We start from the raw sequence: 24,065 nt of genomic DNA, 5'->3' as shown, positions 1-24,065 counted from the left end.
TTTGGTGTTGATAACGTATTAAGTAAATACTCTTCATAAGCATCACCACATACTGTAAAACCTTTTTCTTTAAGTTTCCTCATAAAGTCTTTGTAAAAATCTCCTATTAATTCGTAGCTACCTTTATAGTAAGTTATTGCATATAGTCCAGCTTGCTTTACCATGTCAAACTTTTCATCCGTTCTAATAAATAGTCTATCAACCCTTCCAAATCTACTCAGCATTAAATCCTTTTTATCAATTACAGACCCAATATATAAAGGCTCCTTTAATTTTATCTTATTCAAAAATTCATCATAATAGTTACACCACTGTTCAATACTGGTATCACTTTCGCATGGATTTTTATCACTAAATAAGACATATTCCTCTTCCAGGTTTTTAAGCATGATTTTATCTATATGTGCATTTAAAGCCTCTTATGATTGTTTAATAACTTTATGTAAAATAGAACGAATTTGTTCTATTTTTTCAATTTCCTCATCTAATTTACTTATTTGTTTTTTTGATAATTCAATTAAAGACTTTGGTGATGGTAATTCAATATAATTTTCTAATAATTTTATAGGAAATTTAAGTTCTCTTAATGAATGAATTACCGAGAACACATCCAATTGTGACGTTGTGTAATATCTGTATCCATTTTCACTTACACCTGCTGGTTTAAATAAGCCTATTTTATCATAATAAAATAAGGTATCTTTTTTAACACCAAATATTTTTGCAAATTCACCAGTTGTAAAAGCTTTTGAATTTTCTCTGATTTTAATCTCCTTCTTGACTATGGATTAACTCTATACTTTATAATGCATCTTAATTAGATAAATTTCAAATAAAGTTATAAAGGAGATATTATTATGAAAACATATAGAACTGTAGGAGAATTTGAAAAACAAGAATCTGTAATGATTATATGGCCACACAATGCTTATGCAACTAATACTCTAAATAATGATATTGTTAGCGTTGAAATAGTTAAGGCTATAATTAATGAAATAAAACTAATGGAAGTATTTAATTTAAAACAAATTATTTGGGTTCCTAAATGTTCATATGATGATGATTACTCATATTGTGGCCCTATTCCATCTGCTGATGGCTCTTTTAATTCTTTCCGTGCAGCTTCTCCTAATGGACACATTGATGAAATATGTAGATTTACTAGCGAAGATACAATTTTAATTGCTTATATTTCTGATGAAGAAGCCAAAAATAATAAGCTTCATGCACTAAATAAAGAAAGACTATATAAAGCATTTGAACTTGTTAAAAACGCTAAAAATTTTGATGGTAAGCCTTTTAATATTCTAAAAACGCCTGTACCAGAACCAATATATATTAATATAAATCCACAAGATGATGCTTATACACATTGGCATGAGGCAAGAGAAGTTATGAATGGTATGTTTTTAGATGGCACACCATTTCCACCTAACACAATAAACGTATTACCAGCAATGAGTTACTGTAATTTCTTAATTGCAAATAATGTAGTTGTTGCTCAAAAGTATTATGAAGAAGGTATGTCAGAATTAATTAGAGAAAAGGATGAAGAATCATTAAAGGTTCTAAAATCTGCTTTTCCAAATCATCATATTGTACAAGTCAATTCTTTAGCACTTAACTTGTACGGAGGTGGCATTCATTGTCATACAAGGAATATACCTGTGGCAACAATTAAACCGTAATTAATTATGATACGGTTCACCATAACTACTTCAAGTGAGTTTTTCCCATTTTTTATTATAAAATTATAGTCATATCAGTTGCCTATGCAACTAGAAGTTGTATATAAAGTAGAGTGCACCAACACTCTACTTTTTTACTATCTTATGAATTATATTATCTGATAATACATCTATCACAACTCCCCAAGTAAGAACAACAACCTTCCTCTTATATATATGATATATTTACTCCTAAGCTAGTTTTATTTATAATGTTACACCATATTATTACACAAAAACAAAACTAATCTTATTCCAGCTTATATAGGTGTATCAGCAGCATCCACTGTACCCTCAAATTTCGATTCCTCCAAAGTTTTTATACTCTTATAAAACCAAACACCCGTTAGTAAAGCTGATAAAAAATCTGCAAAGGGTGCCGCATGTAATAAACCATTCATACCCCAAAATTTTGGAAATATGATTATAGCCGGGATAAGAAGTATTATCTGTCTTGAAAGAACTAAAAACATAGAGGACTTAGGTCTGCCAATAGCTTGAAAAAAGTTAGAAGAAATAATTTGAAAACCAACAACAGGGAAACATAAGAACCAGCTTATCAACGCATAACTTCCAAAATCCAACAAATCCCTTTCTTGATTGAACATTGCTATCATCTGTTTTGGGAACAACCTTGTAATAATATAACCACACACCACAATCATAGTAGCAACTATAATAGCAAGCTTTATTGCAGTTTTTATCCTATTATATTTTTTAGCACCATAATTAAAACTAATGATTGGCTGAACTCCTTGGTTTAAACCAATTATAGGCATTAAAAGCATAGTCTGAATACTGTTTATTACACCCATTCCTGATACAGCTATGTCTCCACCATAAATAAATAAACTCTTATTAAGTACCATGTTTAATAGGCTGTTGGCAAGTTGCATGGAAAATCCGGGAAGCCCTAAAGAAGTTATTTTAATTACAATATCAAATTTTAATTTCATATGTTTAAGTCTAAGCTTGTTTCTGCTGCGTTTACCTATAAAGTATAATACCACCCATGTAGCCGAAATGGCCTGAGCTAGAATAGTAGCAAAAGCTGCACCAGCCATACCCATTTTGAAAACATAAATAAACAGCGGATCCAGTAAGATATTCACACCTGCACCTAAAAACATGGTCATCATTGCTATTTTAGGATTGCCATCGGCACGTATAAAATTATTCATACCTATACTTACTACCTGAAAAATTGCTCCAAAGAAAATCACTCTCATGTATTCCATTGAATAAGGTAGAACAGCTTCACTGGCTCCAAACAATGACAATATAGGTTTTAAAAAAATCTGACCCAAAAGCATAAATATAAAACCAGTTATAACTAATAGGACAAAAGCATTGCCCATGACGTTTTCTGCGCTTTCCTTCTGTTTTTCACCTAGCCGTATGGAAAATAAAGTGGCTCCACCTACACCAAATAAAATACCAATTGCCAAAAGTATAATCATAATCGGAAAAGCTATAGTGATTCCTGCTAAACCATATGTACCTAAATCACTACTATTTCCAATAAAAATTCTATCAACAATATTATATAAAGCATTGACCATCATTCCTACAATGGCAGGCACTGAAAATTTCACCAACAGTTTTGATATTTTTTCTTCTCCTAATGGATTTACATCTTCCATATCTCAATCACTCCATTTCCTTTTTAAAATCGATACAGGCTACTTTATTTACCATTTTTTCAAGTACTAATAAAACCATATCAACCGTTTCTTCATCTAACCCCTCTGTCAGCAATTCATTCCAGGACCAAACTCTTTTTCTTATCTCATTCTTAAAAAGCTTTGCCTTATCCAAAAGATAAACTCTATTAAATCTTTTATCCATATCATCTTTCTGCCTTTTCACATAGCCTTTCTGTTCTAGTGATTTTATAGCTCGAGTTATTGCTGACTTATCTATATATAAATAGGTAGACAAATCCTCTTGGGTAATCCCATCTTTTTTATATAGATATAGTAATAAAGAATACTCTGCAGAAGTGATATCAAATTCTTTTAAGATGTAGTTAAAATATACTTGTGATTGTCTGTACAGTATTGATATAAACCGTCCCATTGCCTTTTTCAAAATCTTCTCCTCCTTAGTTGACTTATCAACTATTATACGCCGCATTAGTTGATAAGTCAACTAATGTGGCGTTACTGCCTGCAAATTAACCTGATAAAGGTTTCCTTGCTTATGGCTGCTCTTCCTATGTGGTACGGTTCTTCGTAAGTAAATATAGTTGACTTTAAGATACTATTGTTCAAACTAATTTAGTAGCTTAAGAGTATACCTTCACACTTTATCATTAACAGTGTTTGCTATAGGCTGTACCTTGTGTAGCATAAAAGCAAATACTAGTCCAATTAGAAATGCTGGTACAAATTCTAACAAATTAAATAAATTTGACTTTACAATGCCACCGTGTACTACATCAGAAAGAAAGGTGTAAATCCAATGAAAGAATACTGCTGTAAACAATTTTCCATGTGTTTTAATATAGATATAGGTATAAATAAAAGAACTGCTAGTAATGGATATCATGAAAGTAAGAAAGGACAGATTATGTTCATACTGATTAGTACTTACTATGTAAAACAATGGCAAGTGCCATAAAGACCAAACCAACCCAATTGCCAAACTTGCTATGTTAGGGTTTACAATTTTTAATAATCTTTTTAAAGCAAAACCTCTCCAACCATATTCCTCAGATAGAGGTCCAAATATAAATAGAGGAAGAATAGTAGGTAGTAGAGTGAAAAATTTAGAGTAATTAAAGTTCCCATGTAAAGCTGAATAAATAATAATCCAAGATACAGCAAAATAAGCTGCTGTTAAATTAATAGCTATAAACCACTTAAAACCAATTCTAACTTGAAATGCTTTCTTTAACAGTTGTTTAGCCTGTTTTTTACCTTCAAAAACAGCAGTAAGAATTATCCCTGTTATTGAAGGAACAAAACCTCCAATCATGAACAGTATAATAGCCCAAACTGGCCCAACTGCTCCGCTATTAAAGCCTATAGTTGGAACTTTAAATAAAGCAATTGGTCCCCAAAACACAAATAGACTTAAGAATATAGTGATTAGAAAAAATATCATAACTTCCTTTAAATCCTTATTTTTCATGCATAGTCCCCCCAAAAAATTTTTCATACCTTTTACCATGTCAAAATTTATGATATATAACTATTTCATCGCTAACATATGTAAAACTGAGTTTGATATAATCTTAAAAATCTTTATGACATCAATGCTATCTCCATTAGTCCCATAACATTTTTGTAATACAACTTTATTAACCACACCATCAATTGTGGCAATAATATAAGTAAAGATATCCTTTAATGGAAAGCTTACCTCAAACTCTCCCTTATTTACTCCTTCCATTATCTTGTTAAAAAGTGCATCTACAAGATATTGTCCATTTTCCTGTTCTGTAAGGAGACTTTTAAATTTTTCTGCTTTTTCAGGATGATTTGACAAATATACAGTAAGTTCAAATTGAAATTTACCAAGTGTAGTTGAACTGTCGTTAATATAGTTCCCCAAGAAAGTAAATAAAGCTTCAATTATACCTTCTGTAGTGTCTTTACTTGCTAGTATCTCATCAATTTTATGTTTATAATTGTTTTGAGCCGTTTCCCTATTGATTAAAGCTATAATAACTTCATCAATATCACTAAAGTACCTATATATTCCCCCTTTACTTATACCAGCTTCCTTTATAACGTCTAGCATAGTTATTTCATATAATGGCTTTTGTTGAAACATCCTAAAAGCTGCATCTAATATTTGTGTTTTCTTTTTATTAATATAGTCTTCATTTACTTTTGGCATTAATTTCTCTCCTTTGCAAAATGAGACTCATCTCATTTTTATATTTCTATTTTACTTTATCTAATAATTTAATGTCAATAAAAAAATGAGATAACTCTCATTTAAAATGTATTTTTTAAAAACCCATAACAACACATTTCTGTATTGTCATGGGTTTCATAGTGAAAACAACCGGAATTAAATTCCAGACTATCTATCCTATGAGATTCAACAGCATAAATCTTTTTTGCTTCCATCTTCTCTAAAATACAAAATATTTAATCGTATATGAAAAAGTGAGAAACTCACCTTTTATGAGTTTCTCACTTTTACAATTTTTAGCCTTCAGCACCAGATTCATCAAGTAATATAAATTGATTTACTTTCTGAAGATCTTTGCTTACATCAACTAAGCATGTTTTTCCTCCATCATATTTAACATAGAAATGATAGTTCCAAGCTCCTTCTGAGCAGTTTGCTTCTTTACTTTCTGCTTCTGACAATTCATAACTTTTACCACTTAATATGTTATTGTTTTTTACAAAATCAACTGCTAAATTTTTAGCTTTATCATAAGAAAAATTCTTATAATTTTCATTTTTTGGTTTTCCTGAAATATACTCTAGCTTTACTATCTTATTAGCTTCAGTATCTATCACAGCACCATAATAAATTGTATCATCATCATTTATAGCTTTATCCTTTCCATTACACCATTGTGCTACATAAAAATTTTTCCCACCTGCATTATAAAAATAATTTTTCATTTCATATAAGTTTTTAACATCTACTGTTTCGCCTAAATTCTTTTCAAAAGCCTCCAGTGCTGTTTGTTTAAGTTTATCTTCTTTACTTTTATTCTTGCTATCTTGTTGTGCAACAACCTTCTTAGTCATTACCTGATTCTTTGGTGTAGTATTTTTTGACACCTGTGCATAAGTTTTAACACCTCCAATACTTAATGCACCAATTAATGCTAATGCCATTACTCCTTTTGATTTCATAGTACTTTTCCTCCTTTAATTTACACTTTGGGATTTAATTTGTTCTTCTCCCTTACTATGATTAAAGTATAGGATAGATAATTATATAAACTATCTACTAGTTGTAAAATAGTTGTAAAATCTAATTAAATATTATTTTTATAGTTGTTCCCTTTTTTAATTCACTTTCTATTTCTAATTCAGCCTGATGAATTTTTGCTATTTCAGCACATATAGCAAGCCCAAGTCCGGCACCATTATTAGCTCTAGTTCTTGATTTATCAACCATATAAAAGGCTTCAAAAACTTTAGGTATATCTTCTTTAGAAATTCCTATGCCTTCATCTTTTATTTGGAGTACAACTTTACTTTCTTTATTCTTATATACATTTAAATATATATTGCTATCCTCTTTTGATGCTTTAATAGAATTGTCAATTAAATTACTAATTAAATTACTAATCAAATCTTTTTCTACAACAATTTCATGCTCTTCACCACAAATTATTAAATCAATATTTTTATTTTGTAACTTAGGTTTTAGAATATCCTTTAATTCTTCCAGTATATTTTTTATATTTTCTTTTTTCATTTTGAAATTTTCTCTTTTAAGCAATATTAAATCCATCATCTTCCATGATAGTTCTTCTAGCCTTTTCCCTTCTTTAAATATATGGTTTAATCCCTCTATAAATATCTCTTCATTATATGAAGTTGAACGAAGAAAATCTGCATACCCAATTATAGCAGTTAAGGGTGTTTTTAATTCATGTGTAAAATTATCTATAAATCTTTGTTTTTCTTCAGCCTTAAGTTCTAACTCATTTATTTTCCCCTCAACAGCATCTGCCATTTTATTAAAGTTTTCTGCTAAAATTCCTATTTCATCTTTAGAATTAATAGCTACTCTCTCTGAATAATTACCTTTTGATACTATTCTTGTGGTGTTTATTAGATTATCTATAGGACTGGTAATATACTTACTTAATATATACATACCAATAGCCAAAATTATAGTTACTATTATTGATAATTCAATAAAAAAATTATATTGTTGTTTTCTATCTTCATAAATGTATGTTACATCATGAATATATGAAAGCTTTAAATCTTCTTCTTGTATATGTACTAAACCAGTTATAAATAATAATGTTCTATTTCCTACATCCCTTATAATGTATTTCCTTTCATCAGAAGAAACATTTTTTAGTTCTTCTCTTTCTCCTAAAACCTTAAACTTTAAGTTGCTAAAAACTACATCATTATTTTTATCTAAAACTTCTAAATAAATATCTTCAGAATTAATTTTTTTTAAATAGTTTTTAATGATTTCTTTATAGTTAGATTTACTATCTTCTTTTGAATCTGTATTTAAATAATAATTTGAAATCATATTATAATAACTAATTCCTGATAAAATATTACTTTGTTCACTAATTGACCTATCTATCTCTCTTTTTAAATTTAAATTATGGCTATTTTCTATTAAAAAAATAGAACCAAAATTAAGGGATATTAAAAATAACAACAATGAATATATGAATATCTTTTGCCAAAACTTCATTTAATCCTCCAATCTGTAACCAACCTTATATACAGTTTTAATTTTTTCCTCTAAATCAAGTTTTTTCCTAAGCCTTTGAATATGCATATCAACTGTTCTAGTCTCACCTAAGTAATCATATCCCCATACTTTTTCTAAAATTTTATCTCTAGATAGAGCTATGCCTTTATTCTGTATTAAAAGGCTTAAAAGTTCAAATTCTTTTAAAGTTAAATCTATAATAGTACCTTGTTTTTTTACAATCATTTCTTTTAAACATATTTCTAAATCTTCAAATCTTAAAATATCATTGTTTTTTCCATAACGTCTTAAAACCGCCTCAACTCTAGCTAAAAGTTCTATGGATTCAAAAGGTTTAACAACATAGTCATCAGCCCCCATTTTAAGACCCTTAACCTTGTCTGCAATGGATGATTTAGCAGTTAAAAAAATTACAGGTATGTCTTTATACTTTATTTTCTCTATTACACTAAATCCATCTAATTCAGGAAGCATAATATCTAAAAGTATTAAATCAAATTCTTCTTTTTCAATTATTGCTAAAGCTTGTATCCCATTATAAGCCTGCTTAGTTTCATAATTAACCATTTTTAAATTAAGCTTTATTAAATCTGAAATAGTTGAATCATCTTCTACAATTAAAACTTTTTCCATTTTTATCAACTCACTCTCCTTAAAAATTCAATCACATAAAAGAAAACGAAGAGTTTTATTACTTAAAAACTCTTCATTAACCATGTAATATATTATTCTTTTGATGTTTAATAATAGCAGCATAATATTTTATATCTGACTATTTCCAGTTAACGAAACATATCCCATAGTTAAAGTATAATATTGGCATTTATCAAAAATGTTTATTAGTTGTAAAATAGTTGTAAAATATATACTCACAATCTTAAATTACTTAAAATATGTTTCAAATCCATTATTAACAATATATGAGCCCTTTGGCACCTGAATTGCAACTAAATACATATTTAAGCAATCAACACATGATCCCATTGCATTTATTAGGCATAGAAATATTGTGAACCCATTTAGCCATCCTAGAACATTGAGAATAAATGGCAATATAACTGATAACAAAATAAAAGGCATAATGGAAATAATTAAAAATCTGCCCTTTTTGATTTTTTCAGTGGTGTAAACAAACCCAAAAAAACCATTAATCCCCCAGTATATTTCATCAGATTTTAGTACATTAGGTATAAAACAAGCATGAAGAAATTCATGTATTGCCATAAATATAAAAATAATAATAGCATATATGAGAGTAAATAAATTTATTGTAAATTTAATGCTAAAGCCATTTTCATTATTAAAAAGTTCTCCTAATGGTGGATATAAATAAAATGCAATAGCCATAAAAATAATTCCATTGATGAAAGCAAAAGGCAATGATAATAAAGTTGCTATAGTTAAATTAGGTGGTTCTTTCAGCTTTGTCCATCCCTCTGATATTAGTTTGATACTTAATTCTTTATCCTGGGACGGTGTTTTCTTTACATATTTCATTAATCAAAATCCTTTCATGTGTAATGTATATAACTAAATAAAATAGAAAATCAACTGCTCTTTTTGAGATACTGATAATTTTTCAAATTTGAAACCAAAGAGGTAACATTTGCTGTAATATGGATTAATAATAGCATACCTTAAACTCATATATCAATTTCAACATCTACTTAAAACATAGCCTAATATTGAAATACCTGTTGTATAAATTTCTCCGCCTTTTTTTCCCCTTGAAATTCCCTTATATCCTTTCCTGTGTTCTCTATGAAAAAACACATTTCCTTCAATCTGCTATAGGTTCTGTAATCATATCTTTCTACAATTTTGTTTATACTCATATTGGTCGTTATAATAAGTGGAAGTCTAGAATTATTTCTCTTTTCTACTATTTGATATATCATGGCTCTTGTCCACTTATTGTCCTCTTCTGTACCTAAATCATCTATAATAAGCAAATCTGCATTGTCCAAAGCATTAAGCACTGTAAATATACCTTCATCTCCCCAAGTTTTTTTACTTTGACTTATTCTCTCTGTAAGGCTTATAGCTCCTATACAAATAACTGGAATCAATTTTCCTAATAGCTGATTTGCTATGGAAGATGCAAAATATGTTTTACCATTACCAGGTCGTCCATATATAAGCATACCCTGATTTTCTCTCTTCATCTTAGAGAAGTTATCTACATATTGTTTAGCAACTTTATATAGTTTTTCATTTCCTACAGCATGATTCCAATTTTTAAAAGTACAATTCTTAAAATTATCATTCATCATGCTATTTGATATAACTCTATTAAGTCTTTCCTGCTTTTCTTTATTTTCATCCTCTGTTTTTTGCTTGTTATAAATCTCTCTTCTGCATTTACAAGCCCTTGGATATAATCTTTTACCAAAAGGCATTTCTACCACAATTCCAATAGGCTCATTGCAAATTTCACATTTAGGTATATTCTTAAAATCATCACACTTTAATTCCAAACTTAGATTGTTCTGTTTCTTCAAGGTTTCCAAAATCTTCTCCATATCTATCTTCCCCCCTGTTTTCATTTAGATATCCTTCAAACTTTGTGCCGAAAAGAGTTTCTGGTCTTAAATACTTATCCATTTTTGTACCTAACCACTGACTTACTTTATTGTCAATAACTTTATAAAAATCCTGTTCTAAAAATCCTTCATTTACCCTTGCTCTTATTAACTGCTGACTTTTTTTAGTAGTAGTTCTGTAATTTTTATTAGCTTTTTTATTTAAATACTTTATAACTAAGGTATATATATTATTAATATCTTTAGTAGAATTATCTTTTAGTAGAGGGATTATTTGTTCCGGATTTAAATCCGTAGGGGCACCGGATTTGTTTCCGTAAGATACAGGATTTATTTCCGAGGGTTGTGCCCACTCATCCTCTAATTCATCCCCTTTTGAATAACCAACTAAATACTTAAACTCTGTGCCCAAATTATAAAAAGAATATACACCCTTATCTACTACAGACTTATGTGTTAATATAGATTTCTCTGTCATATTTTTAAATCTCCTATAAACGCTGTCCTTTTTTAATCTCAATATGGGATATTCCTGTATTATCTTTTTATATTGAACCCAATAATAATTCTTACCATTAATCTTTTTAGTTACCATTTTCCCTGTGCCTTTAAAATCTATAAAATATCTAAGCAACATAGCATCTATCTGATCCAATCCATACTCAATTAATTTCTTTTGATTAAAACCATAGATGTTATATCTCATAGAAGCTACCTCCTTACTTATTTTAGTTGAGAGTTGAAAGTTATGGAATTTTAACCTTTCTCTATCAATCATGCTTTTTCAACATTTTTTTCAGCTTTTTAAGAGCTTTTTCTTTTCTGTATCTAACTTTAGCATAAGTCATATTAGTAGTAGCCGCTATCTCTTTAGCGCTATTGTTTTTAATATAGATTCCATTTATAATCTGTCTTTCTTCTAAAGGTAGCTTGTCCAAAGCTTCGTATAGTTCTTTTGTCTTTTCATAAGCAATCATCTCATCTTCTATTGTAAATACATATTCACCTTTATCATAAATAAACTCATCTGGTATTTCTCTGTGGTGCTTTATCTGTCCCTTTAAAAGAGCCTTATAATTTACTATAATAGCCCTAATGCAATAAGGTACAAAAGCTTGTCCCTCTCCTTTGAACATATTTACTGCTTTAATAACAGAAAGGTATCCATGCTGTACCAAATCCTCATATTCATAACACTTAACATTATATTTTGAAGCTTCTTTTATTATTAAGGGTGTAAAATTGTCAACGATTTCTGCCAAAGCTTCACTGTCCCCTTCTCTCCATCTTTGTAAGCACTGATACATTCCATCAACACCATCCTTTTTAACCATTTACCATCATTATACAGCACCTTCTTTTAGGTTTGTCGCTAATTGTTAAAGTATCAAATAATTTATAAATATATCAATAAAATTATAAAATATGCAAATTTATCTTATTCACAAAAAACTTTTTCTATGGTTGTATTAAAAAGTGTAGCTATAAATTTTGCCTCTTCCACAGTAAAACTACTGTTTCCATTTTCTTTGCGATTATAGGTAGATGTAGTCATATTAAGTAAATCTGCTATAATCTCCTGACTTATATTATATTTAGCTCTTAATGCCTTTAGCTGATAATTTACTTTCATAAATAAATCTCCTCCTTGCATTATATAGTGCAAATTCTTTGTTATTATTGCAACACTCTTTGTAACTCATTATACATTTTATGCATTTTTTTGAAAATTCTATGTATTATTTAAAAATGTATATAATTGCCTTTTTCTCTGTTTATCTCAATATTAATCCATTTCCCTTATAAAACCTTTTGCAACAATCTATTAAATAACATTCATATAGGTATTAATGTTGTGTATAATTTTAACGTTATAAATGTTATTTTCACTTTTAACTTGTTAATATTTTAACATTGCTATATTCTTTATGAAATAAATCTTTCACTATTTAACTCCTATTTTGTAGATATTTGTTCCAATATCCTGTATATGAAATATATTTAAATTCGTGTTACAATTAATATATAAATTGGAATAAATATTCCATTAATAGGGAGGTAGAAATGTCTGAATACACTTTTTCTAACAAAGAACTTGCTATATTTTTTATGATAAACTTTGGTTTGACCATAGGTATGGGTATTATTATGGCATTTTCATATACTAAATATAACTATCCAGTGGATTGTTTTGCTCTGATACAGATGTATTATCCAACTATAGGTGTGATAACAGCTTTACTTTTAAACAAAGAAAGGCATAAAAATCTTCCAATAAAATTTTATATATCATATTTATGTTTCACAATTACTTCTGTTATTCTTGTTTTAGTAGAGATATTTGTATTTCATAAGGCTCCTGGTACCTACAGTGAATACTTAGTGTTGCCAGTAAGCCTTATCTTAGGACTTATGTATTTTTCAGATGAAAAAGAGAATATAGAGAGCTTCGGATTGGGATTTTCCAAAAATATAAAAACATCCATTGGCTGCATTGTGTTATTTATTATTCTACGTTTATTTCCAATCATTTTAAGTGCACTTATTTTTGGTGGCTCTGAAGAAGTTATTGATCCTTTGAAAAACCCTGAAACATTTATTACTATATTTTTCTTACCTGTTTCTTTCCCACTCCAATTCATTATATTTTTAGGAGAAGAATATGGATGGAGATATTTTCTTCAAACCTCTCTTCAACAGAGACTTGGTAAACGAATTGGTGTAATTCTTGTAGGCTTTATATGGGGCATATGGCATCTTCCATTAAACCTATTTTACTATAGTCCAGCATCACCTTTTTATTCTGTTATAAATTATATAATTTATTGTATTGGCTCTGCTATATTCCTTGGCTTTGTATACATGAAGACAAAAGACATCTGGACTGTTTCTATAATTCATTTTTTGAACAATAGTCTTGTTTCTCTACTTTTCAGCAGTAAAGGAGTAAATACTACCCGTGATTTAAAATCGGTTTTAGGAACCTTAATATATATCTGTATAATATATGTACCTTTTCTATTTACTAAAGAATATAGAAAAAACAAAAGTGAGGCACTCACCTTTTAATGAGTTCCTCACTTTTCACAATATGCTAACAGCTTCTAATTCATATCTTCTTTAATCTTTTCAATTTCTTCTTTTGATAGCCCTGTTGCCTGCACTACAGTTAATAAATCCATTTCCATAGATAATAAATTTCTTGCTACTTCTACAGCCTTTCTATTTTCTCCTTCCTTAATTCCTTCTGCTTTGTTACATATTTTTTCTAACAGCCTAAAGATGTATACAAGTACTGCAAAAATAGCTAAAAGTATAATTGATATTAAAAAAACCGTGAATATAAATTGGCCTACAGACATTAGTTGCATAGAAACGCTTCCCTTCTGCAGAATAATTAAAAATCTTCATATATTGTAATATGTTTAGTTTATTTTTTCCCACAGGGTAGGGGTATTTATAGGTTCCCATCCCATCAAAGAAGTATGTGTCTGTATGCATCTGTAATTAATTCCTTCATAACTTACAATGTGTCCAGCTTTATATAAAATATTTGCTTCCCACTTTTCCACATCAGATTCAGATTTAGTTTGTACTAATATAGCCTTACTCCATTCACTCTTCCCTACTGAATTCACAGCCCTTACCTCATAGCTATGCATAGAGCCTGGTTTAAGATTAATATGTTTGTATGGATTATTCACATTATTTATTATGTTTCCATCAACCTTTAAATCATAGCTAGTTGCTCCATATGCTGCATTCCATGTTACATTTATTTGCGACTTACCTTTGGCTTCTCCCTTTAAACCTGTTGGTATAAATGGTTTCTCAGTTACTGGTGGCTGCTTAAAATTATCAAAATACTCTCTATAATTTGTCGAAAATTCATAATTACTTTTTGCATCCCAATTAATTGACCATGTCATTAATCCCTTAAAAGCCGGATATCCATTACTATTTACAAGTTTATACTTTCCTCCATAAGGAATTCCTTTCATAAGATAGTCCAAAGCCTTTTTCATTTCGCTAGGGTTAATATATCCTCCACTAGGAGCAGCTGACGGACAAGCTGGTAACCCTATTACCACCTGTTCCTCATTTAATGGTGGAAATATATTATCTGTATTCCCTGCTACAGGAAAGCCTTGTAATAACATTTCTGCCATTGCTACCTCATAATCTGCTGTGCCCTGTGTATAATTATTTCCATCAAGTGCTGTATTTCCTCCCGCATTATAATGCTGTACATGAATGTAAGTAAGTTTGTCCCTTAATCCATGTATTATTGGTAAATAAGCTCCCCAATTTCCTGCATAAGCCACATATCCACCTTGTACATATGCTGTTTCAGGAGCCATACTTAATATAAAATCCGGACCATAATGATCACATATAGCTCTAACAGCAGAGATAAGATTTACAATTTGCGGAGTCTTAGGATTCTTAAAATCTTTATCATTATTTATTAAATTTATTCCAGATTCAAGATCAATATCTATGCCATTAAACCCATACTTATCAATCAAAGATATCATAGAATCTATAAAATTCTTTTTTGCGGTTTCATCAGGTAATAATACTACTCCGTTTTGCCCTCCAATAGAAAGAACAACTTTTTTTCCTATGCTATTAAGATATGCAATGTCTTCTTTAAATTCCTGATCAGTTCCTATTTCCGGTGAAAATTTTATAGTAGCCCTATCCCCTATAGATTCTCCAAAAGCTACATTTATAACGTCCCACTTAGTAGATACATCCTTTAGTCTAATAATTCCAGTGCCATTGTCAAAATTATGCCAATATCCCACCAATATTTTGTCAGAAGAATTTGAGCTAGCAAATACATTAGTTATAGGCATAAACAAAAATACCATAACCAATACTAAAGACATTGGAAATATCCTTTTAAACACTTTTTCCATTTTTCTAATCTCCTTTCATTATTAATACTTCCATATTAATACATAGGACGCTATCCATTAAATTATTCCAAATATCTTTTACATTTAAAATAATAAACAAATTTCTAATTTTTACCCCTACTTTTATTATTATTTTGAATATGTTTACAATGAACACCTTATATGATAATATATTCCATATACACTACAGCATTAACTACAAGTGCAGCTCATATGGCAATCCCATTTTGATCAACAATTCATAAAATATCTAAACTATAAAAGTAACAACTTGGAGGTGGTATATTTTGCTGTTTCATAAACTTAAGAATAAGCTCTCTTTTAAAAATAAGCCAATTATATATTTAGTAGCAGTTTTACTTATCTTCTTTTCGTTGGGAGCAATATTTACTTTCTATCATACAAAAAGTAAACAATCTGCACACATTTTTACAACAAATAAAGGCGAATGGATTACTGTTACTGTCTCTAACACTCAAAATAAAAGCGATTTGTGGTTAATAAATACTAAGACGCAAACAAAACAAAAATTACTAAATAATAAAGACATTGAAGTAACTGGTAAAGTAAATGCCAAAGGAAACATTTTACTTTATTCTGACGCTATTGGAACTAATCCATGGGACATATTTAAGCTAGATATAAAGAGTAATGAAACATATCAAATTACTAATGATCCGTTAGGTCAATTCAACGTACATTTCGGTGATGAAAAAGGGAACATAATTTTTACAAAAAGTGGTGGCAAAAGTTCGCCTATACCGCAAATATCCAAAATAGATGTTAATAAAAAAGAAGTACAAACATTTATCCTAGGTTCGGATATTGGCGTGGAAGATTTTGATGTGCGTAATAACAAGATTATTGCAATAACATTTTCATTTAATGAGTTTTTAACAAAACGCATTAAGCAGCAAAATAGCTTTTCAAAAATGAAGTATTCAATAAAGGAACTAGACTTTAGTGGGAATGTAACGAAAGACCTAAAAGATATAAATGCTGTAAGATTAGATTCAATTTCTTTCTCAAAATCAGGAAAAGCTATTATTTTAGGTGGAAAAGGTATGCTAAAGGACGAAACTGGATTCTACAAATTAGATTTAAAAGAGAGTAATTTAACTACTTTATTAACTGAGGGACAACTTAAGGATATTGAACTTTCTCAACCATATATAGCATGTTTGAGCTCTAATGAACAAGACATCTATTTTGCAGCTAATCCTACTGGAACTAAGCCAAAGGATTTTTTCGGAGGAATAACTGCGTATCCTAATGCATTATATAGTTACAATTTAAAAGAAAAGCAGATACGTAAAATCTTTAAAGTACCTGATACATTCATTTCTTCAATATCTTCTACGTACCAGTAAAGCAATATTGTTAACATGTTTTTTAGATAGCTTTTCATTTTTCGTATGATAAACATACATTTTTATTGCTGAGTTAGTATCTTTCTAAAATATGAATCATCGTTTTTTGATATTACTTTATACGGTCCATTATTACCTAATCTTATAATTATAGAATCCTTCTCTACCCATATGTCAGAATTAACAAACCTTATTGAATCTTTAGGTATATCAATCCCTATATTATAATCTGGTTTTTTAATCTATCAGCAATTAGATTAGTTGTTTCACTTTGTAGATAGGTTGCTATTATATCATATACATCAACAGTATCTTTAATTACTTTAGTAGTTGTTATTTTATTTGCTGTGCTGTCATACTTTCCAATTATCGCTATTATGGAATCATTATTATTTAAATCTTTTTTATAATGTTCCCAAGCTAAGGTCGAACCTATGCCAATACTTATACCTATACATGTATTTAATATAATTAAAAATATTATCTTAATTCTTTTAGGATTATTCATTTTCAAAACATCACTTTTCTATATAATTATTTAACAATTTCAATATTATACCATTTAATACCCAAAGTCAATAACTTTCAACTTAAGCATTAAATCAAAGATTCTTCATAATAACTTTGTATAACAAAATTATTAGTTCATAATTTGAAAAAAATGTGATGTAACTACTTAAATTGAAAATACGAATGATGATCTTTGAAAGTTGAATAATGCGGTGTATAAAAACAAGTATGTTACCTGTATTTTACAAAAGTGTGTCATATCCAAATAAAAATGTTATAATTACAAATGGCAAGATATTATAAAAACAAGATTATTTACATGATTTAATGGGGTGGTAAGTACGAAGAACTTTTTAATGAATGAATTTGGAAAAGAGCAAGGAGAAAAAATATATCAACAACAACAAGAAAGGTTTTATGCACTTGTTAAACAGAGTACAGGAAAAAGTGAGAGTCAGCTAAAAACTTTAAAAAATAGTATTCTCCCTCGAATAGCACTTTACCAAGCTTTGCAGGAACTTTCATTGAGTAAGGAGCTAGCTTTACAAATTGTAAAGAAAGGTTTTCTACAGGATTTGCAAGAAGTAGTAAAGAATCTTCGCAAAATGGAGGAAAGTCAATGCTTCTATAAAAATTTTTGTATGGCATTTAGTAAAGATTTAAAAGGTGATAATTGGGAAAGTACAATTATACAATGTGACAATAAAGCTATGATATTTACTATGAAAAAATGTTTATGGCATGATACTTGTGTGAAGAATAATTGTCCAGAAATGTGTGAGATGTTTTGCCAAGGCGATAATGTATGCTATAGTTCTATGAAAAAAATAACTTTTAAAAGAACTCAAACTTTAGGCATGGGTGGAAAGTATTGTGATTTCAAATTTATAAATAATGAAATTTAATGTCATAACTAAAAACGAACAATTTGCTAGAACACTGCATTATTCAATTTTGAATTCTGCGGTGCTTTTGTGTCGCATTTCAAAAATATCACGAAAGAAAGAAGTGCTTCTAGAACACTTCTTTTTTCCCTATTAACTACTTCATAAAAATACCATTTAACTTCATATCTTTATTGAAAGACAATGTAAATATAATCTTACCTTTTTCATATTTTGCTGTAGCTACAACTACAGCATTATTATTTTTTTCTTGAAATGCTATATTAGATATGGAATCATACTTTCCTAGATTTTTAAAATCACCCCATACTTCTTTTAACTTACTTGCAGGTAATTTATCCTTTAAGACTGAATCAAATTTTGCCACAACATCATCATATTTTTCATTGTCTAAATCGCTTATAATCTCCTCTGATGCAGTTTTTAACTTATCTTCACTATAATCAGAGCTTAATTTTTTAGCACCACATCCTCCAAGCACTATAATACATAAAATTATTGCAATAAATCTAGATAACTTCTTCATTTTTATATACATCTCCCTTAAATTTATATCTTGTTTTTATAGAAAAGATTAATAATGCTATAGCACAAATTCCACACCAAAATTCAACTACATATACGTTAAAGCCTAATGTGGATAAAATACCAACAATAGCATCAATACTTCCATGAATTAATATAGCTAACCATAAATATATTTTCTTTTTTTCATTTATTCCATATAGTATCAATAAGGTTAGTCCAACATGAATAATAATGGCAAATATTCTTTCAATACCTCCAAGCAGTACATCCATACCGGTTACTGCCTTAAACATCTCTCTAATTTTTTCTTCACTAATACCAAATTTACTAGCATCATAACTTCCTTTATGCAAAGAAATTAATATTAATAAGTTTTGTATACTAGAAACACCTGATATAATCATAGCTTCTATTCCACCATGTCCTATTCCAAAAGAAAATCCATCAAACCAGCTTCTTTTTTCCTTAAGAGCTAATTTAAAGCCTAAAAATCTACCTATTTCCTCAAATAATCCAGCAGTTACACCTAAAAATACACAGTAAATTATAGGATAAAAAGCAGTCATAATATTGTACCACTCTATTTTAGGTAAAACATGCTGAATAATTGGTATTCTTAAAAACACTTGAGATATTAAGAATACCAAAATGCCTATAAAAAATGGTTTTAATCCTGATCTTTTTTTCATTATTAGGTAAATAAGATAACCTATTGGTATTCCAAAACATATAACAATATTTATGACAAAGCATAATATTATTATTGAAAACTTCATGAAATCAACTCCTTTAAATATTTCCTATAGCCACCTATACTAATTATTAGGAATAACTATATTTACTTTAAAAGCTTTTTCATCATATTCAATTCTCATGTTTCCCTCATATCTTTCTAATGCCCTCTTTATATTTTGTAGCCCAATGCCACTATGATTTTTCTTGGTTGATTTAAAATTTCCATTATCTTTTATAGGTGGTTTATCTAAAGCATTAGTTATGTTTATTACAATAAAATCATTAAATTTATCAATTCTTAAAAATATAACTTTATTCTCAAATGTATCTTTGGCACACTCTATTGCATTATCTAAAAGATTAGAAAATATAGTAGTAACATCTATGTCCTTGATAAATTCTATGTTTACATCTCCTATTTTACAATCCAAACTTACATTAAAATTCTCTGCTCTCTGCATTTTATCATTAATAATTATGTTTAACACTTTGTTAGTTGTATAATATTTTTGACCAAGCTTATCAAATATTTTATATATGTCTTCAGTATACTGTTCAGCCTTTTCATTATCATTAATCTTATATAGATTCTCTATGGTCTGCAAATGATTTTTTACATCATGAACAATTTTTCTAGAATTTTCATATTTACTTTCTAAAGATGTATAATATTCATACTGAATTTTAGCTTGCTGCTCATAAAGCTGCAATTCATTTTTCAGCTCATTGTTTTTTGATATTGATTGAAATATATTTGTAATAAATATATTTAGCACAATAATGGAAACAATATTTGTTAATAATAAAATTATATCTTCCATTGATAAATAAATTTGAATATACATCATTAAAGTAGTAATATAAAAAATACTAAATATAGGGAGCACTAGAAAATTCAAATACTGTACAGGCGTAATCTTCTCAATTTTTTTCTTTCTATAACATATTATAAATAACCTTGAAACACTTAAATTAACAAATTGTACTATTATAGAAGCTGTTATAAGAAATATATCAGCACTATAAAAATTAATATTAAAATTTAAGATGATTATTGAGAATATAAGATTAACTACAATTTGAAAAACCACCAAACTTACTATATACATACAGTAATATAAAATATATATTTTCTTATTGTTATAAAGGAAGTGTCCAACTATTGATGTAGCCACTATAGTTATAATTAAATTCAAAAGCTCACCACAAAAAATTTTAGATATTAAGATTACTATAGTAAACAATACATAAGCTATTACATAAAAATGTTTTTTATAATATAGATTTCTTTCAAATTTACTCATAAAATCAAGAATTATATAAGTAGAAAATAACCCTAATAAAAATGTTATTACCTGTCCTAAAATTGTAACTGAATTATTCAACATAACCGCCCCACCTTACATATTCTTAATGTGATTTTCTAAAAATATATTAAACTGTTCTCTAAACTCTGACGATTTTTTTTGAGACAGAGGTATAATACTTCCATCCATCATAAAAATATCATATCCTTTTATAGATTTTACATAAAATAAATTTACTATAAAACTCTTATGGGGCATTAAGAATCCATATTCTTTCATATCTTTTGAAACAGTAGTTATATTTTTCTTTAACATATAATTATTATTTAAAGTTTTAATTTTAACCTTGCGGTTTATATATTCAAAATAATATATATCCCTTGGAGCTAATCGTACAACCCCCTCTAATGTTATAAATTCTATTAATTCCTTTTCTTCTTTATCCTCTGAATATGCAATAGCCTCATTTAATTGAGTATATATCTGCTCTTTTTTAATAGGCTTGTTCAAATACCCAAAAGCATGAACCTGAAAGGCTAAGTTTACATAGTCAGCGAAATTTGTAATATAAATTATTTTTACAGTTTTATCATATTTTCTTATTCTTTTTGCAGTTTCAATTCCATCTATTCCTACCATATCAATATCTAAAAATATCACATGAAACTTCTTTCTTTCACCTAATAATTCTTCTCCACAATTGTAGATACTTATTATACTCTTGCATGCATCATATTCTTCTATATATTTTTTAATTTGATTTATAACACTTTCATCATCATCACATATTGCAATATTAATCATATACTTTCTCCACACACAATTTATTTTATCTATTTTCCGAGCTCAATTTAATTATATTATTTAGAAAATTTTATTACAATATATGTTGCATAAGGTACAGTTTTTAATACATAAGATACATATTTTGTAGTGTTTTATTGATTGGCAGAGCTTATTCCTTGTAATAGTGATATTTACCTTTCTTTACTGCATTAGTTTTAAGTACAACCTATTTACATTTGATTATATATATAATACAATTTGTACAAAAGGATGCATATATTGTATTTGTATCCCTTTAAAATGAATTATAATAGGAGTTGGTTTTATGAAAAGTTTTATAAATGGAAATAAGGTGGTTTATTACTTAAGTTAAATTTACAGGTATTAATCCACCTTTATTTCTATATGTTATTCTTTATATTGAAAGGTGGAAATTAAGATGAATTTAAAAAACATATACACAAATAGGTTAATATTAATCCCTATAACATTGGAAATAACTAAATCTTTACTAAAGGGAAATAGTAAAGAAATTGAGAACCTTGGAATTAAATGCGATAAAAAATGGCCTACAGAAGATACAATGGATATTTTGCCTATTATAAATAATTCATTAGAAAAGAGTAAAATACCTACTGGATTTGAAACTTGGATGATAGTAGACAAAGCCAATAAGAGAATAATTGGAGATATAGGTTTCCATGGAAAACCTAATGAAAATGGCGAAGTTGAAGTTGGATTTGGATTAGTAGAACATGAAAGAGTAAAAGGTTTCGGTTCTGAATCTTTAAATGCTATTATGAATTGGTTAAACTTTCAAGAAAGCGTTAAGGTTATTAAAGCTGAGTGTCTAATTAGCAACAAACCTTCTGCTAGAATATTAGAAAAAGCTGGACTGAAAGAAGTTAATAGAGACAATGAATTAATTTACTGGGAATTTATTAAATAGAGTGAGGAACTCATCTTTTAATGAGTTCCTCACTTCTTTTAGTTCTTAACATGGTAATTAAAACTTTAGTAAACTCTGAAAAAGCTTCAGTTAAATCATCAAGCTTTTTCTCTACCCTTACTAAAAGATATATACTTACTGCTGCGGGGAATCCTAAATTACTTATAAGCATAATTAATTCGTCATACAAAGTATTCCCACCACCTTTTTTTAAGAGTACAGAGCACATACTAAACTAAGCTGTGTAAATTTCATTAACAGTTTTATCTTCTATATCTGCTGACACTTTAGCTACTAGTGGAGCTTTAAGGTCAAACACCTGATGTTTTTGTAATATGGTATCCATTAAGGCTACTACTTCCTCTTTAGTTATATCCTCTTTTATTTCAGTAATAGTAATAGGCACCTTTTTGTCTAAGTTGTCTTTAAATTTCATAATTAATTTCTTTTCCATGATTTATCCTCCTTTAACCTAATAATATGCTCTTGTCAATTCTTCTTACTGCTGCCATAGGATACATAAGCACTTCTGATATAGCCTGTCCAACAGCATATAAGTCCTCATCTGTTGCATTGACACTTATTTTAGATATTGACTTGTTCTTAGTTTTCTCATTTCCTTTCTCATCCTGTCCGGTTACTAATTCTAGAACTAAACTAGATCCATACTTGTCTGCCATAACAGCCATTTTAACCCCTCCTTTATTTTGTTTTCACCTATATATATGACCTTACTGATAAATTTGCGGTAAAAATTAAAAAAAGTTATGGGCATATTCGCAAGGAAATAACTACTGTATTTGATTTCATTACTAATAACAAGAAATATCATAATATTAAGCTCATGTGTAAAGTTTTAAAGGGGTCTAGGAGCTCAGTACCTAAATAAGAAGCCAAGCAATCGAGAATTAGAAAATAAAAAGATAGAAAAAGAAATCATAAATATTCACAAAGTGAGTAAAAATCGCTATGGATCACCAAAAATAAATAAATCACTAAAAGCATTAGGTATAACTATTAGTTTAAAGAGAACTCAACGTTTAATGAAGAAACTACTATCAACGAAAAGTGGGTAACAGACATCACTTATATACATACAATTAAAGACGGTTGGTGTTATTTAGCTTCAGTTATGGATTTGTATAGTAGAAAGATAATTGGATATTCTATGTCTAAGTTTATTGATACCTCATTAGCTCTGCAGGCTATAAAAAACGCCGTAAGGCTTCAGAAACCAACTAAAGCTTCCTTACTCATTTCTAAGCAAATTTCACAGTTCTGAGAAATTATATCCTTTCCATATACTTGTATTTCGCCAACGTTTGTAGTCATCTCATTTCTATTAACTCTATAAAGTGGAATAGAAATATAATTAGTTTCCATTTAA

General features: G+C 28.5%; 30 protein-coding genes and 1 pseudogene. 7 read left to right on the top strand and 24 right to left on the bottom strand.

Features of this window, described 5'->3' with window-relative positions; all coding sequences use genetic code 11:
• Positions 1-419 precede the first annotated feature (419 nt).
• Positions 420-764, bottom strand: coding sequence for a MerR family transcriptional regulator (locus tag J2Z24_RS21365; RefSeq protein ID WP_278320994.1), 345 nt, complete (start codon positions 762-764; stop codon positions 420-422).
• Positions 765-992: 228 nt separating this feature from the next.
• Here J2Z24_RS21365 and J2Z24_RS09450 point away from each other — a divergent pair.
• Positions 993-1,688 (top strand): annotated as a pseudogene (locus J2Z24_RS09450) (agmatine deiminase family protein); the annotation flags it as partial.
• A gap of 299 nt (positions 1,689-1,987) precedes the next feature.
• Here J2Z24_RS09450 and J2Z24_RS09445 read toward each other — a convergent pair.
• The 12 genes from J2Z24_RS09445 to J2Z24_RS09390 form a co-directional block, all read right to left on the bottom strand.
• Positions 1,988-3,370, bottom strand: coding sequence for an MATE family efflux transporter (locus J2Z24_RS09445; protein WP_035151216.1), 1,383 nt, complete (start codon positions 3,368-3,370; stop codon positions 1,988-1,990).
• 7 nt (positions 3,371-3,377) lie between these two features.
• Entirely contained in the window at positions 3,378-3,818 is a 441-nt protein-coding gene (locus tag J2Z24_RS09440; protein WP_035151215.1) for a MarR family winged helix-turn-helix transcriptional regulator, read from the bottom strand.
• Between the two features lie 210 nt (positions 3,819-4,028).
• Positions 4,029-4,862 carry a CPBP family intramembrane glutamic endopeptidase gene (locus J2Z24_RS09435; protein WP_051593412.1) on the bottom strand — a complete coding sequence of 278 codons (834 nt, stop codon included), beginning with the start codon at positions 4,860-4,862 and terminating at the stop codon, positions 4,029-4,031.
• A gap of 60 nt (positions 4,863-4,922) precedes the next feature.
• Complete coding sequence (locus tag J2Z24_RS09430) at positions 4,923-5,573, bottom strand: TetR/AcrR family transcriptional regulator (RefSeq protein ID WP_035151213.1); 651 nt, start codon at positions 5,571-5,573, stop codon at positions 4,923-4,925.
• Between the two features lie 317 nt (positions 5,574-5,890).
• On the bottom strand, positions 5,891-6,556 hold the full coding sequence (locus J2Z24_RS09425; protein ID WP_035151212.1) for a hypothetical protein: 666 nt from the start codon (positions 6,554-6,556) through the stop codon (positions 5,891-5,893).
• Positions 6,557-6,677: 121 nt separating this feature from the next.
• Positions 6,678-8,099: a sensor histidine kinase gene (locus J2Z24_RS09420; protein ID WP_111947754.1), complete on the bottom strand. Its 1,422-nt coding sequence runs from the start codon at positions 8,097-8,099 to the stop codon at positions 6,678-6,680.
• Positions 8,100-8,753, bottom strand: a complete 654-nt coding sequence (locus J2Z24_RS09415) for a response regulator transcription factor (RefSeq protein WP_035149717.1) — start codon at positions 8,751-8,753, stop codon at positions 8,100-8,102.
• A 249-nt stretch (positions 8,754-9,002) separates the two neighbouring features.
• A complete protein-coding gene (locus J2Z24_RS09410) occupies positions 9,003-9,617 on the bottom strand; it encodes a DUF3267 domain-containing protein (protein ID WP_035149692.1) in 615 nt (204 codons plus the stop codon).
• Between the two features lie 182 nt (positions 9,618-9,799).
• A complete protein-coding gene (locus J2Z24_RS09405) occupies positions 9,800-10,642 on the bottom strand; it encodes an ATP-binding protein (RefSeq protein WP_051593358.1) in 843 nt (280 codons plus the stop codon).
• Positions 10,581-11,369: a conserved phage C-terminal domain-containing protein gene (locus tag J2Z24_RS09400; RefSeq protein WP_051593357.1), complete on the bottom strand. Its 789-nt coding sequence runs from the start codon at positions 11,367-11,369 to the stop codon at positions 10,581-10,583. Before J2Z24_RS09400 ends, J2Z24_RS09405 begins: the two co-directional genes overlap by 62 nt.
• Positions 11,370-11,433: 64 nt before the next feature.
• A complete protein-coding gene (locus J2Z24_RS09395; protein WP_035149711.1) occupies positions 11,434-11,970 on the bottom strand; it encodes a sigma-70 family RNA polymerase sigma factor in 537 nt (178 codons plus the stop codon).
• 131 nt (positions 11,971-12,101) lie between these two features.
• Positions 12,102-12,296 carry a helix-turn-helix transcriptional regulator gene (locus tag J2Z24_RS09390; RefSeq protein ID WP_035149687.1) on the bottom strand — a complete coding sequence of 65 codons (195 nt, stop codon included), beginning with the start codon at positions 12,294-12,296 and terminating at the stop codon, positions 12,102-12,104.
• Positions 12,297-12,727: 431 nt separating this feature from the next.
• On the opposite strand from J2Z24_RS09390, the gene J2Z24_RS09385 reads away from it, so the two are divergent.
• Positions 12,728-13,732 carry a CPBP family intramembrane glutamic endopeptidase gene (locus J2Z24_RS09385; RefSeq protein WP_035149684.1) on the top strand — a complete coding sequence of 335 codons (1,005 nt, stop codon included), beginning with the start codon at positions 12,728-12,730 and terminating at the stop codon, positions 13,730-13,732.
• A gap of 35 nt (positions 13,733-13,767) precedes the next feature.
• On the opposite strand, the gene J2Z24_RS09380 is transcribed toward J2Z24_RS09385, so the two are convergent.
• Positions 13,768-14,034 carry an Rpn/YhgA-type helix-turn-helix domain-containing protein gene (locus J2Z24_RS09380; RefSeq protein ID WP_035149682.1) on the bottom strand — a complete coding sequence of 89 codons (267 nt, stop codon included), beginning with the start codon at positions 14,032-14,034 and terminating at the stop codon, positions 13,768-13,770.
• 54 nt (positions 14,035-14,088) lie between these two features.
• Positions 14,089-15,588, bottom strand: a complete 1,500-nt coding sequence (locus J2Z24_RS09375; protein WP_085059119.1) for a glycosyl hydrolase family 18 protein — start codon at positions 15,586-15,588, stop codon at positions 14,089-14,091.
• 287 nt (positions 15,589-15,875) lie between these two features.
• On the opposite strand from J2Z24_RS09375, the gene J2Z24_RS09370 reads away from it, so the two are divergent.
• On the top strand, positions 15,876-16,958 hold the full coding sequence (locus tag J2Z24_RS09370; protein ID WP_035149679.1) for a TolB-like translocation protein: 1,083 nt from the start codon (positions 15,876-15,878) through the stop codon (positions 16,956-16,958).
• 217 nt (positions 16,959-17,175) lie between these two features.
• On the opposite strand, the gene J2Z24_RS09365 is transcribed toward J2Z24_RS09370, so the two are convergent.
• Positions 17,176-17,466: a hypothetical protein gene (locus J2Z24_RS09365; RefSeq protein WP_035149677.1), complete on the bottom strand. Its 291-nt coding sequence runs from the start codon at positions 17,464-17,466 to the stop codon at positions 17,176-17,178.
• Positions 17,467-17,824: 358 nt separating this feature from the next.
• Between J2Z24_RS09365 and J2Z24_RS09360 the strand changes: the two genes are divergently transcribed.
• The gene (locus tag J2Z24_RS09360) at positions 17,825-18,373 is read left to right on the top strand and encodes an L-2-amino-thiazoline-4-carboxylic acid hydrolase (RefSeq protein ID WP_051593356.1); all 549 of its coding nucleotides are present in this window, start codon (positions 17,825-17,827) and stop codon (positions 18,371-18,373) included.
• Positions 18,374-18,509: 136 nt separating this feature from the next.
• On the opposite strand, the gene J2Z24_RS09355 is transcribed toward J2Z24_RS09360, so the two are convergent.
• The 4 genes from J2Z24_RS09355 to J2Z24_RS09340 are packed head-to-tail and all read right to left on the bottom strand — an operon-like array spanning position 18,510 to position 21,747.
• Entirely contained in the window at positions 18,510-18,899 is a 390-nt protein-coding gene (locus J2Z24_RS09355; RefSeq protein ID WP_207714599.1) for a DUF3887 domain-containing protein, read from the bottom strand.
• Positions 18,883-19,677, bottom strand: a complete 795-nt coding sequence (locus J2Z24_RS09350; protein ID WP_035149674.1) for a YhfC family intramembrane metalloprotease — start codon at positions 19,675-19,677, stop codon at positions 18,883-18,885. Before J2Z24_RS09350 ends, J2Z24_RS09355 begins: the two co-directional genes overlap by 17 nt.
• A 39-nt stretch (positions 19,678-19,716) precedes the next feature.
• Positions 19,717-21,024, bottom strand: coding sequence for a sensor histidine kinase (locus J2Z24_RS09345; RefSeq protein WP_173680103.1), 1,308 nt, complete (start codon positions 21,022-21,024; stop codon positions 19,717-19,719).
• Between the two features lie 12 nt (positions 21,025-21,036).
• Positions 21,037-21,747, bottom strand: a complete 711-nt coding sequence (locus J2Z24_RS09340) for a LytR/AlgR family response regulator transcription factor (RefSeq protein WP_035149673.1) — start codon at positions 21,745-21,747, stop codon at positions 21,037-21,039.
• A 421-nt stretch (positions 21,748-22,168) separates the two neighbouring features.
• Here J2Z24_RS09340 and J2Z24_RS09335 point away from each other — a divergent pair, with 421 nt between their 5' ends.
• Positions 22,169-22,678 carry a GNAT family N-acetyltransferase gene (locus J2Z24_RS09335; protein ID WP_035149671.1) on the top strand — a complete coding sequence of 170 codons (510 nt, stop codon included), beginning with the start codon at positions 22,169-22,171 and terminating at the stop codon, positions 22,676-22,678.
• A 10-nt stretch (positions 22,679-22,688) separates the two neighbouring features.
• On the opposite strand, the gene J2Z24_RS09330 is transcribed toward J2Z24_RS09335, so the two are convergent.
• From J2Z24_RS09330 to J2Z24_RS09320, 3 genes are read right to left on the bottom strand one after another with little or no spacing between them, the layout of a single operon-like run.
• Positions 22,689-22,868: a YvrJ family protein gene (locus tag J2Z24_RS09330; RefSeq protein ID WP_035149669.1), complete on the bottom strand. Its 180-nt coding sequence runs from the start codon at positions 22,866-22,868 to the stop codon at positions 22,689-22,691.
• A 45-nt stretch (positions 22,869-22,913) separates the two neighbouring features.
• Positions 22,914-23,132: a DUF2922 domain-containing protein gene (locus J2Z24_RS09325; protein WP_035149666.1), complete on the bottom strand. Its 219-nt coding sequence runs from the start codon at positions 23,130-23,132 to the stop codon at positions 22,914-22,916.
• A 13-nt stretch (positions 23,133-23,145) separates the two neighbouring features.
• Positions 23,146-23,367 carry a DUF1659 domain-containing protein gene (locus J2Z24_RS09320; RefSeq protein WP_035149664.1) on the bottom strand — a complete coding sequence of 74 codons (222 nt, stop codon included), beginning with the start codon at positions 23,365-23,367 and terminating at the stop codon, positions 23,146-23,148.
• A 234-nt stretch (positions 23,368-23,601) separates the two neighbouring features.
• Between J2Z24_RS09320 and J2Z24_RS21925 the strand changes: the two genes are divergently transcribed.
• Positions 23,602-23,754, top strand: coding sequence for an IS3 family transposase (locus J2Z24_RS21925; RefSeq protein WP_085059118.1), 153 nt, complete (start codon positions 23,602-23,604; stop codon positions 23,752-23,754).
• Positions 23,736-23,960, top strand: a complete 225-nt coding sequence (locus J2Z24_RS21920) for a DDE-type integrase/transposase/recombinase (protein WP_085059117.1) — start codon at positions 23,736-23,738, stop codon at positions 23,958-23,960. Before J2Z24_RS21925 ends, J2Z24_RS21920 begins: the two co-directional genes overlap by 19 nt.
• Here J2Z24_RS21920 and J2Z24_RS09305 read toward each other — a convergent pair.
• Positions 23,906-24,061, bottom strand: a complete 156-nt coding sequence (locus tag J2Z24_RS09305; protein ID WP_156950257.1) for a hypothetical protein — start codon at positions 24,059-24,061, stop codon at positions 23,906-23,908. The genes J2Z24_RS21920 and J2Z24_RS09305 overlap by 55 nt on opposite strands.
• Between the last annotated feature and the right edge of the window lie 4 nt (positions 24,062-24,065).

It is taken from the genome of Clostridium tetanomorphum (assembly GCF_017873215.1).
Classification (GTDB): domain Bacteria; phylum Bacillota; class Clostridia; order Clostridiales; family Clostridiaceae; genus Clostridium_AO; species Clostridium_AO tetanomorphum.
This window is presented reverse-complemented; position numbering and strand designations above follow the sequence as displayed.